10 protein-coding genes and 2 pseudogenes are annotated in these 8167 nt (G+C 64.8%); 10 read left to right on the top strand and 2 right to left on the bottom strand.

The features are described from left to right. Positions 1–88 precede the first annotated feature (88 nt). The 4 genes from ASC67_RS05765 (at position 89) to ASC67_RS05755 (ending at position 2566) form a co-directional block, all read left to right on the top strand. The gene (locus ASC67_RS05765; protein WP_056316352.1) at positions 89–1081 is read left to right on the top strand and encodes an IS110 family transposase; all 993 of its coding nucleotides are present in this window, start codon (positions 89–91) and stop codon (positions 1079–1081) included. Positions 1082–1185: 104 nt separating this feature from the next. After that, complete coding sequence (locus ASC67_RS05760) at positions 1186–1638, top strand: hypothetical protein (RefSeq protein WP_056316346.1); 453 nt, start codon at positions 1186–1188, stop codon at positions 1636–1638. A gap of 78 nt (positions 1639–1716) precedes the next feature. After that, a complete protein-coding gene (locus ASC67_RS20495) occupies positions 1717–2052 on the top strand; it encodes a hypothetical protein (protein WP_156466678.1) in 336 nt (111 codons plus the stop codon). 97 nt (positions 2053–2149) lie between these two features. After that, positions 2150–2566 carry a hypothetical protein gene (locus ASC67_RS05755; protein ID WP_156466677.1) on the top strand — a complete coding sequence of 139 codons (417 nt, stop codon included), beginning with the start codon at positions 2150–2152 and terminating at the stop codon, positions 2564–2566. 237 nt (positions 2567–2803) lie between these two features. Here ASC67_RS05755 and ASC67_RS05750 read toward each other — a convergent pair whose 3' ends face one another. Further along, positions 2804–3193, bottom strand: a complete 390-nt coding sequence (locus tag ASC67_RS05750; RefSeq protein ID WP_051495850.1) for a hypothetical protein — start codon at positions 3191–3193, stop codon at positions 2804–2806. A gap of 332 nt (positions 3194–3525) precedes the next feature. Between ASC67_RS05750 and ASC67_RS05745 the strand changes: the two genes are divergently transcribed. The 6 genes and pseudogenes from ASC67_RS05745 to ASC67_RS20165 all read left to right on the top strand — a co-directional run. Continuing rightward, a complete protein-coding gene (locus ASC67_RS05745) occupies positions 3526–3855 on the top strand; it encodes an antibiotic biosynthesis monooxygenase (RefSeq protein WP_056316339.1) in 330 nt (109 codons plus the stop codon). A gap of 93 nt (positions 3856–3948) precedes the next feature. Next, complete coding sequence (locus tag ASC67_RS05740; RefSeq protein WP_310731968.1) at positions 3949–4419, top strand: DM13 domain-containing protein; 471 nt, start codon at positions 3949–3951, stop codon at positions 4417–4419. 88 nt (positions 4420–4507) lie between these two features. Further along, positions 4508–4930, top strand: coding sequence for an ester cyclase (locus tag ASC67_RS05735; RefSeq protein WP_056316336.1), 423 nt, complete (start codon positions 4508–4510; stop codon positions 4928–4930). A gap of 225 nt (positions 4931–5155) precedes the next feature. Continuing rightward, positions 5156–6787: an NAD(P)/FAD-dependent oxidoreductase gene (locus ASC67_RS05730; RefSeq protein ID WP_056316333.1), complete on the top strand. Its 1632-nt coding sequence runs from the start codon at positions 5156–5158 to the stop codon at positions 6785–6787. An 18-nt stretch (positions 6788–6805) separates the two neighbouring features. Then, positions 6806–7993, top strand: a complete 1188-nt coding sequence (locus ASC67_RS05725) for a serine hydrolase (protein ID WP_056316328.1) — start codon at positions 6806–6808, stop codon at positions 7991–7993. A gap of 2 nt (positions 7994–7995) precedes the next feature. Next, positions 7996–8100, top strand: a pseudogene (locus ASC67_RS20165) (acetyl-coenzyme A synthetase N-terminal domain-containing protein); the annotation flags it as partial. Here the strand turns inward: ASC67_RS20165 and ASC67_RS21255 are convergent. Beyond that, positions 8082–8167 (bottom strand): annotated as a pseudogene (locus ASC67_RS21255) (flagellar basal body rod C-terminal domain-containing protein); the annotation flags it as partial. The pseudogenes ASC67_RS20165 and ASC67_RS21255 sit on opposite strands and share 19 nt — an antisense overlap.

Raw genomic sequence — 8167 nt, 5'->3', positions numbered from 1 at the left:
TGAGCAAGCAGCTCGCGGGTTAGCCCAAGGTCAACGCATCGGCCCGTTCCATTCAACCGTGTAGCCCGAACAGTTGTCGATCATGAACATGCATCAGCAAGGTGGGGTAGCGAACGGCGAAGTGAGGCTCAATGCTGGCATCGATGTGAGCAAGCTGCATCTCGATGTCTGCGTTGGGACCACGCAGCAACGCGTGGCGAACGACGCCAATGGATGGAACGAGCTGACCGCGATACTTCAGGCCGAGCAGGTAGATCTCGTGGTGCTCGAGGCCACCGGCGGCTACGAGCGCTGCTTGGTCTGCGCGCTGCAGAGCGCGGGTGTTTGCGTGGCACGGGTCAATCCGCGACAGGCCCGGGACTTCGCCAAGTCAATGGGCGTGCTGGCCAAGACCGACCAGGTCGATGCGCGGGTTCTCAGAGACTTTGCGGACGTGCTGTCGCACCATGCCGATCGGCACAAGTTCGTCACTCCCATGCTGGACCAGGCTCGGCAGGCTCTCGCCGAGCTCATGACGCGCAGGCGCCAGCTGGTGGACATGCGAGTGGCCGAGCACAACCGACTCGAGCACGCAGGCCCTCGAGCGGCCAGGAGCATCGGCAGTGTGCTCAAGCTGCTGGACAAGCAGATCGCGGCGATCGATGCGCACATCGACGATCACATGGATCAGCACTTCAAGACGCAGCGGCAGTTGCTGGACACCGTCAAGGGCGTGGGGCCAGTGACGATCCTGACGTTGACGGCGGCACTTCCAGAGCTTGGTCGACTGGGGCGCCGGCAGATTGCCAAGCTGGTGGGCGTCGCGCCGTTGGCCGATGACTCTGGCGGACGCAGCGGCAAGCGCCGAACCTGGGGAGGACGATCCGAGGTCCGGTCGGTGGTCTACATGGCCGCCATCGTGGCGATGCGGCACAACGATGTCATTCGGGCGTTCTACGAGCGCCTGGTTCAAGCAGGCAAGCCCAAGAAGGTAGCCATCGTCGCTTGCATGCGCAAGCTGCTCACCATCCTGAATGCCATGCTGCGTGATCAGGCCATCTGGGCCGCGACTCGGCATCTCAAACCTTCGGAACAAACTTGACTTTGAAGACAGTTGCTAACCCCTTCTTCAAGCGGACGCCTGACGGCGCCGTTTAAGTCAAACGTTAGTCACCAGAATCACGCATCCTCGTAGCCGACCATCCCATGCAGAAAACCTTGCCTGTCGTGTTCGCCGCCTTCGCGTTGCAGTTGCTGCCGCTGACTTCCATCGCGCAGACCAAGCATCTGCGAACTGTCGAGGAAACTCGAAAGGCCGCGGAAGCCGTAGTTGCTAGCGTTGCTGCTGGCAATGCTGCTGGGGCATGGAAGGAGTTGCGGCCACTTACTGTGATACCGCCCGCAGAGTTTGAGGTGTTTGAAGCTCAGTTTGGTAGCCAGATCGGTGCCATGCTGCAGCGCTTCGGCCCTGCTAATGGTTATGAGTTTGTGCGGGAAGAGTCGGCGGGAAAGAGCGTCATCCGCTACACGTTCTTGGTGAAGCACGAAAAGGCGCCGATGCGGTGGCTCTTCGTCTTCTATCAAGCGCCGAAGGGCTGGGTCGTCACAGACTTCAAATTCGATGGAAATGCCTCGGCGCTGTTTCCGAGTGGTGGCTAACCAGTCAATCGAGCGGAAGGCTTCCGGCACGCTGAGCTTGCCTGCAGCCTCCGCTCATCTCCAGCGTTAGGAGGCTAGTTGCGCGACGAAACTCCCATTCGGCCGGTCTGGGATCCAACGCTTGCCGAGGCACTACCTGGTGCCGTTCTACTGGTGGGCATCACATATCTCGCCGCAGATGGCTCTCTCATCGAGCAACAGCAGTTCTTCGGCCGCGTTCAATCCGCACACCCGGCGCAAGGGATCGCGCTCATTTTGGAAGGCCGCCGTCGCGGTGAACGGTACAACTTGCCGCCCGACACGCGCTCGCTGGCCAGAGCCGAGCTGGGGGAGTACCGTCTCCGCTCAACAGGAGAAGTTGTGGTCAACCCAGACTTCACGGTTTCTTTCTCACTTCAGAGGCAAGCACATTGAAGCTACCGCCTAACTCGCTGTTCAAGCGGACGCACCCACGGCGGCTTTGCCGCGTTCAGCGCGCCGCTTAGCGCCAATGTTGGGCGTCACTAAGAGCATGAGCACGTCAACGATTCTCCTGATGCTCTGCATCGCAATAATCTTTGTGTGGGGCATTACGTTCGGGGGTAGTCTCCCAAAGGCATATCGAGCGCGTTCGTGTCAAGGTCGTGTCTGGCGCCAGGCATTCCCTTCAGCAACGAAGCAAGAAATCCGCTCGTTTCTTTCGCTATTTTTCGCGGCATTCGCGTTCGACGATCACGAGAAACTCAAGCTCGCGCCTACAGACGAGATATTGAAGATCTACAGAGCGCAGTACCCAAGCCGCCTGCAAGCCGACGCGATGGAACTGGAAGCACTCGCTCTCGACCTTGAGCGCCAGCACAGCTTCAAGCTAGAAGCATTGTGGAAAGACAGCCTTACTTTGGGTGAGTTGTTTTCTCACACGCTAGAGCGCAGAGGCGCCGCAAAGTGACGCCCAACCCTTCCATCGAACTGACGTGCCCCGGCAAGCCAGGTTACGTCAGCTCATGTCAAACGTAGGTGGCTGCGGCGCGCAGGGTGCGCGCGCCGATCCCACTCATCCATTGCACGGCGTCGGGTACCTGCCCGACGCCGTGGTCGTTTGCGCGACCGCCCGCCCGCCGGGCGCATCGATGGCCGGCTATGCAGCGTGCCGACGTTGCTTCGAAAGCAGGGCGCGATTCGCCGATCAGCCGCGACCAAAGCTCGTGTCGAGTTCGCCGGCCTTGCGCGCACGCTCGTACTCCATCTGCACTTCAGCGCGGGTCTTCGTCGAGACCGGCGCCTTCACCGGGAGTGCGCGCTCGAACCCGATGCTGATCTCGCCGGCGGCGCGAGCGCGCAGGTACTCTGCCGTCACTTCGGCGCGCGTCAGCGTCGACGCCGTGTGCTTGGCAGCGGTTGCCGCAGGGAACCCTTCGTGGTCCAGTTCGCCGGCGGCGCGAGCGCGCAGGTACTCGGCAACGACATCGGCACGCGAGAGGGCGGTGCCCATGCCAGCGTGGTCCATCGTGGTCATCGCCTGGGCCGTGCCCATGAATGACAGCGCAACGAAGGCAAGAGTGGTCAGCTTGTTCATGATGAATGTTCCTTGGTGAGTGGTTCCGTGTTGTGTGGCAGCGCCCACCGCGGCCACAGGGTTCTGTCGTGGCCGCACCGAAATCATTACCACCATATTTCTTCGGGGCTGCGTAAGGTTTCGGTGGGTCGGATCCCGCAGCTTGCCGGCGTGGCAAGCTTGGGCGAACCAGCGCCGGCCGTCCGTGCTCATCCACCCATGGGCCGCAGAGACGTTCTTGGCGAGATCGATGTCGGCGTACAGAATGAGTATGGATTTGTCCCTCCGACGGTGAGTTGACGGGGCTTTGCACTTCCTTTCGCGGGCTCGCAAAAGCTGCCGCTTGAAGCACCATGTACACAGCAACCTTCGTCTTCGCCAAGAAGCTCTTCGATGAAGAGTTCCATGTCCTCGACAACAAGATCGCCGAACTGGCTCGGGCCCTCCCCGGGTATCTCGGCGAGGAGAGCTGGGAGAACCCGGCGACGGGCCTGGTCTCGAATGTCTATTACTGGGAATCGCTCGAAGCCTTGCAGCGCCTGGTCCAGCATCCCAGTCACCTTGAAGCCAAGGCATCACAGAGCAAGTGGCTTGCAGGCTATCGAGTCGTCATCGCAGAGGTGGTTCATGTCTATGGCGACGCCAAGCTCGATCACCTGCTGCCGATCCAAGGGACGGCCTGAGTCCGCGCTCGGCACGCCCGGCGGTGGTGTCCTATTCAATCGTTGTGCGTCGGTCCCTGTAAGCCCCGGTCCCCTGACCACGACTGAATCGCCATGATGAAACGCGCCGTGCTCGTCGGTTCCCATCTCCTGGCGCTGGCCATCGGGTTCGCGCTGGGCATCTACGCGCTGCCCATCCTGGTGGCGCCCAGTGCGCTGGCGCCGAAGGACATCGAAGCGCTGATGGGGCCCGCGCAGTGGACGGCGCAGTTCCGTCGTGAGCTGAAGGACAGCGACGCGCTGCACTGGGGCGAGGGCATGGTGTTCGTCGGCCCCCGGAGCATCAGCCTGCTGGGCAGGCTGGCGCCGGGGCCCGACTACAAGCTCTATCTGTCGCCGGAGTTCGTGGAGACCGAAGCCGACTTCCAGCGTCTGAAGCCGCAGATGCTGCGGGTCGGCGACGTCAAGACGTTCGAGAACTTCCTGGTGCCCGTGCCGCAGGGCGTGGATCCGTCCCGGTTCAACACGGTCATCGTGTGGTGCGAGGCCTTCGGTCAGTTCATCACGGCCGCCAGGTACCGCTGACGGCGTGCCGCCTCGGGTGCCGGCGTCGTGCCACGCCGTATGCTGGTCGTCGGGCAACCCGCTCATCCATCCTCGGAAGGGAACCGTCGTGTCAGAACAGAACAAGGCCCGCATCGCAGAGTTCCTGGACCGCGTGCTCTCTGCCGGCGATGTTTCCGCCGCGGGCCAGTACTTTCATCACGACATGGTGGAAGAGGTGCCGTTTCCGGGCCAGGGGCCGGGTCTCGCGGGCCTGGAGGACACGGTGGTCGCTCTGCGAACCGCCTTCCCCGACATGCGCTGGAGCGTCCAGGAGCAGATGGCGGAAGACAACCGTGTAATGACACGGTTCGTCTGGCAAGGCACCCACCGAGGTGATTTCCTGGGCCTGCCGCCGACCCACCGCGCCGTCAGCGTGTGGGGAATGGTGATCGACCAGTTCGAGGGATCGAAGGTCCAGTCCACGCGGATCCTCATGGACACGATGGGCCTGATGCAGCAGCTCGGGGCCTTGCCCGGCGCTCCTGAATGAGCGCCCTCTAGCGCGCTGCCGGCATTCGCCGTGTCCGATTTGTCGGACACGCTGTCCGAAGGCGGGCGCGCCCGGGGGGCGCAGCGTCCGCTCACGGCCCGCGACGGCGCTGCGGATCGAGGGTGAACCCTCAAAAAGCCGGGTGAGCTCCGTGGTCCGTGAATTGCGATCTGCCCTGGCGAATCGTGATCTGGCCCCGCGCCGCAGACAACCTCCGGAGACCCCATGGCAGCTTCCTCGAACCCCAACGCCCCCGTCACGCGACTCGATGCCATCGTCATCGGCGCCGGTGTCGCCGGCCTGTACCAGTTGCACAAGCTGCGCGAGCTCGGGCTGAACGTGCGCGCCTACGAAACCGGCTCCGGTGTGGGCGGCACCTGGTACTGGAACCGCTACCCCGGCGCCCGCTTCGACTCGCAGGCCGAGATCTACCAGTACTGGTTCTCCGAGGACCTCTACAAGTCCTGGAAGCCGAGCGAGCGCTTTCCCGCGCAGCCCGAGACCGAAGGCTGGCTCAACTGGGTGGCCGACCGGCTTGACCTGCGCAAGGACATCCGCTTCGACACCCGCATCGACTCGGCCCACTACGACGACGCCACCGGCCGCTGGAAACTCGTCACCCAGCAAGGCGAGCGCATCGACGCGCAGTACCTGGTGTGCTGCATGGGCATGCTGTCGGCGCCGCTGGCCAACCGCTTCCACGGCCAGGCCAGCTTCAAGGGGGAGATCCACCACACAGCGCTGTGGCCCAAGCAGGGGGTCGACCTGAAGGGCAAGCGCGTGGCGGTGGTGGGCGTGGGCGCCACCGGCATCCAGGTCATCCAGTCCATCGCCCCTGAGGTGGCCGAGCTGAAGGTCTTCGTGCGCACGCCGCAGTACATGATCCCGATGCGAAACCCCAAGTACGGCGAGAAGGAGTGGGCCGACTTCGCCGCCCGCTTCCACCAGCTGAAGGCGCGCGTGCGTGGCACCTTCGCCGGCTTCGACTACGACTTCGACGCCGGGCCCTGGGCCGACAAGACGCCGGCCGAGCGCGAGGCCGTACTGCAGGGCCTGTGGGAAGATGGCTCGCTGTCGATGTGGCTCGCGTCCTTCCCGGAGATGTTCTTCGACGAGGCGGTGAGCCACGAGGTGTCGGAGTTCGTGCGCGCCAGGATGCGCCAGCGGCTGGGCAATGACCCCGCGCTGTGCGAGCTGCTGATCCCCACCGACTACGGCTTCGGCACGCACCGCGTGCCGCTGGAGAGCGGCTACCTCGAGGTCTACCTGCGCGACAACGTGGAGGGCGTGAACTGCCGGGCCACGCCGATCGAGCGCATCGTGCCCGAGGGCATCCAGACCTCGGACGGCAAGGTCCACGAGGTCGACGTGATCATCCTCGCGGTCGGCTTCGACGCCGGTTCCGGCGCGCTGACCCGCATGGACATCCGCGGGCGCAACGGTCGCTCGCTGAAGCAGGAGTGGAGCAAGGAGATCCGCACCGCCATGGGCATGCAGATCCACGGCTACCCCAACCTGTTCAGCACCGCCTCGCCGCTGGCGCCCACCGCGGCGCTGTGCAACATGCCCACCTGTCTGCAGGCGCAGGTGGAGTGGGTGACCGACTGCATCGCCTACGCACGAGGCACCGGCAAGCGGGTGATCGAGCCCACCCAGGAGTTCGAGGAATCCTGGGTGCGGCACCACGACGAGGTGGCCAACCGCACGCTGCTGGTGAAGACCGACTCCTGGTACATGGGCTCCAACGTCGAAGGCAAGCCGCGGCGGCTGCTGTCCTACGCCGGTGGCGTGGGCAATTACCACCGGCAGTGCGACGACCAGGCGGCCATGGGCTACCCCGGCTTCGCGATGCGCTGAGCACGAGAGGGACCGGCCATGAACAACGACAAGCTCCGGCTCACGCTCGACGCGCTGCTGGATCGCACCGTGCTGCAACCGGGCGGCGTGCCCGGCGTGGTGGCCATGGCCACCGACCGCAAGTCGAACTTCTACCGGGGCGCGGCCGGCGTGCGGCAGCTGGGCCACGACGCGCCGATGTCGCCCGACAGCGTGTTCGCGATCTTCTCCACCACCAAGCCGATGACCGGCACGCTCGTGATGCAGCTGGTGGAGGAGGGGCTGCTCGGCCTCGACGACGAGGCCGGCCTCTACGCGCCGGAGATCGACGAGTTGCAGGTGCTCGACGGCTTCGATGCGGCCGGGCAGCCGCGGGTGCGTGCGCCCAAGCGCCGGATCACGGTGCGCGACCTGATGCTGCACACCTCGGGCCTGTGCTACGAGTTCTTCAGCGCCGACGACCTGAAGTTCCGGGCCGCGCGCGGCATCCCGACCGTGGTGTCGTGCAGCTTCGAGTCCATCCGCACCGTGCTGCTGCACGACCCCGGCGAGGCCTGGACCTATGGCGTCAACATCGACTGGCTGGGTCGCATCGTCGAGAAGCTGCGCGGCGACCGGCTGGGCCACGTGATGCGCGAGCGCCTGTTCGACCCGCTGGGCATGGACGAGATCGGCTTCGGGATGTCGGATGACATGCAGCCGCGCCGCGCCGTCATCCACGCCCGCGCGCCGGACGGCACGCTCGCGCCGCTGCCCGACCTGAAGCTGCCCGACCCGCCGCCGATGGACATGGGCGGGCAGGGGCTGTACGCCACGGTGGGCGAGTACATGAAGTTCATCCGCATGCTGCTCAACGACGGCAGCGGGCCGTTCGGCCGGGTGCTGAGGCCGGAGACGGTGGACGCGCTGGCGCAGGACGGTCTGAAGGCCCTGGGCCTGTCGGCGGGCGGGTGGACCACGTCGATCCCCTCGCTGGCCAACACCGGCGAGTTCCTGCCCGGCACCGACAAGGGCTGGGCCTACAGCTTCATGACCAACCGGGAACGCGCGCCGACCGGCCGCACGGCCGGCTCGCTGATGTGGGCCGGCCTGGCCAACAGCTTCTTCTGGGTGGACCGCAAGGCCGGCATCGGCGGCTACTGGGCCACGCAGATCCTGCCGCTGATGGACGCCGCGTCGTATCCGGGCTTCGTCGAGTTCGAGACCACCGTCTACCAGCACCGCTGAGCATGACCGACTACGCCACCTTCTACCGCCGCTCGATCGAAGACCCGGCGGGATTCTGGGCCGAGCAGGCCAAGCTGATCGACTGGCATCGCCCGTTCGATACGGTGCTCTCCTGCGTCTTCACGGTCTGCGCATTGGCCTGGTAGACGCGTTGCGCGGTGATCATGTTGACCA

Origin of the sequence: Methylibium sp. Root1272, assembly GCF_001425905.1 — a bacterium.
Lineage (GTDB): Bacteria > Pseudomonadota > Gammaproteobacteria > Burkholderiales > Burkholderiaceae_C > Methylibium.
The sequence above is the reverse complement of the archived record's forward strand: the minus strand, read 5'-3'. Positions and strand labels throughout refer to the sequence as shown.

What these genes read in the sequence shown, in the direction of transcription:
- ASC67_RS05765 (WP_056316352.1), top strand. Translation starts at nt 89, where the DNA reads ATGCATCAGCAAGGTGGGGTAGCGAACGGCGAAGTGAGGCTCAATGCT.
- ASC67_RS05760 (WP_056316346.1), top strand. Translation starts at nt 1,186, where the DNA reads ATGCAGAAAACCTTGCCTGTCGTGTTCGCCGCCTTCGCGTTGCAGTTG.
- ASC67_RS05755 (WP_156466677.1), top strand. Translation starts at nt 2,150, where the DNA reads ATGAGCACGTCAACGATTCTCCTGATGCTCTGCATCGCAATAATCTTT.
- ASC67_RS05750 (WP_051495850.1), bottom strand. Translation starts at nt 3,193, where the DNA reads ATGAACAAGCTGACCACTCTTGCCTTCGTTGCGCTGTCATTCATGGGC.
- ASC67_RS05745 (WP_056316339.1), top strand. Translation starts at nt 3,526, where the DNA reads ATGTACACAGCAACCTTCGTCTTCGCCAAGAAGCTCTTCGATGAAGAG.
- ASC67_RS05740 (WP_310731968.1), top strand. Translation starts at nt 3,949, where the DNA reads ATGATGAAACGCGCCGTGCTCGTCGGTTCCCATCTCCTGGCGCTGGCC.
- ASC67_RS05730 (WP_056316333.1), top strand. Translation starts at nt 5,156, where the DNA reads ATGGCAGCTTCCTCGAACCCCAACGCCCCCGTCACGCGACTCGATGCC.
- ASC67_RS05725 (WP_056316328.1), top strand. Translation starts at nt 6,806, where the DNA reads ATGAACAACGACAAGCTCCGGCTCACGCTCGACGCGCTGCTGGATCGC.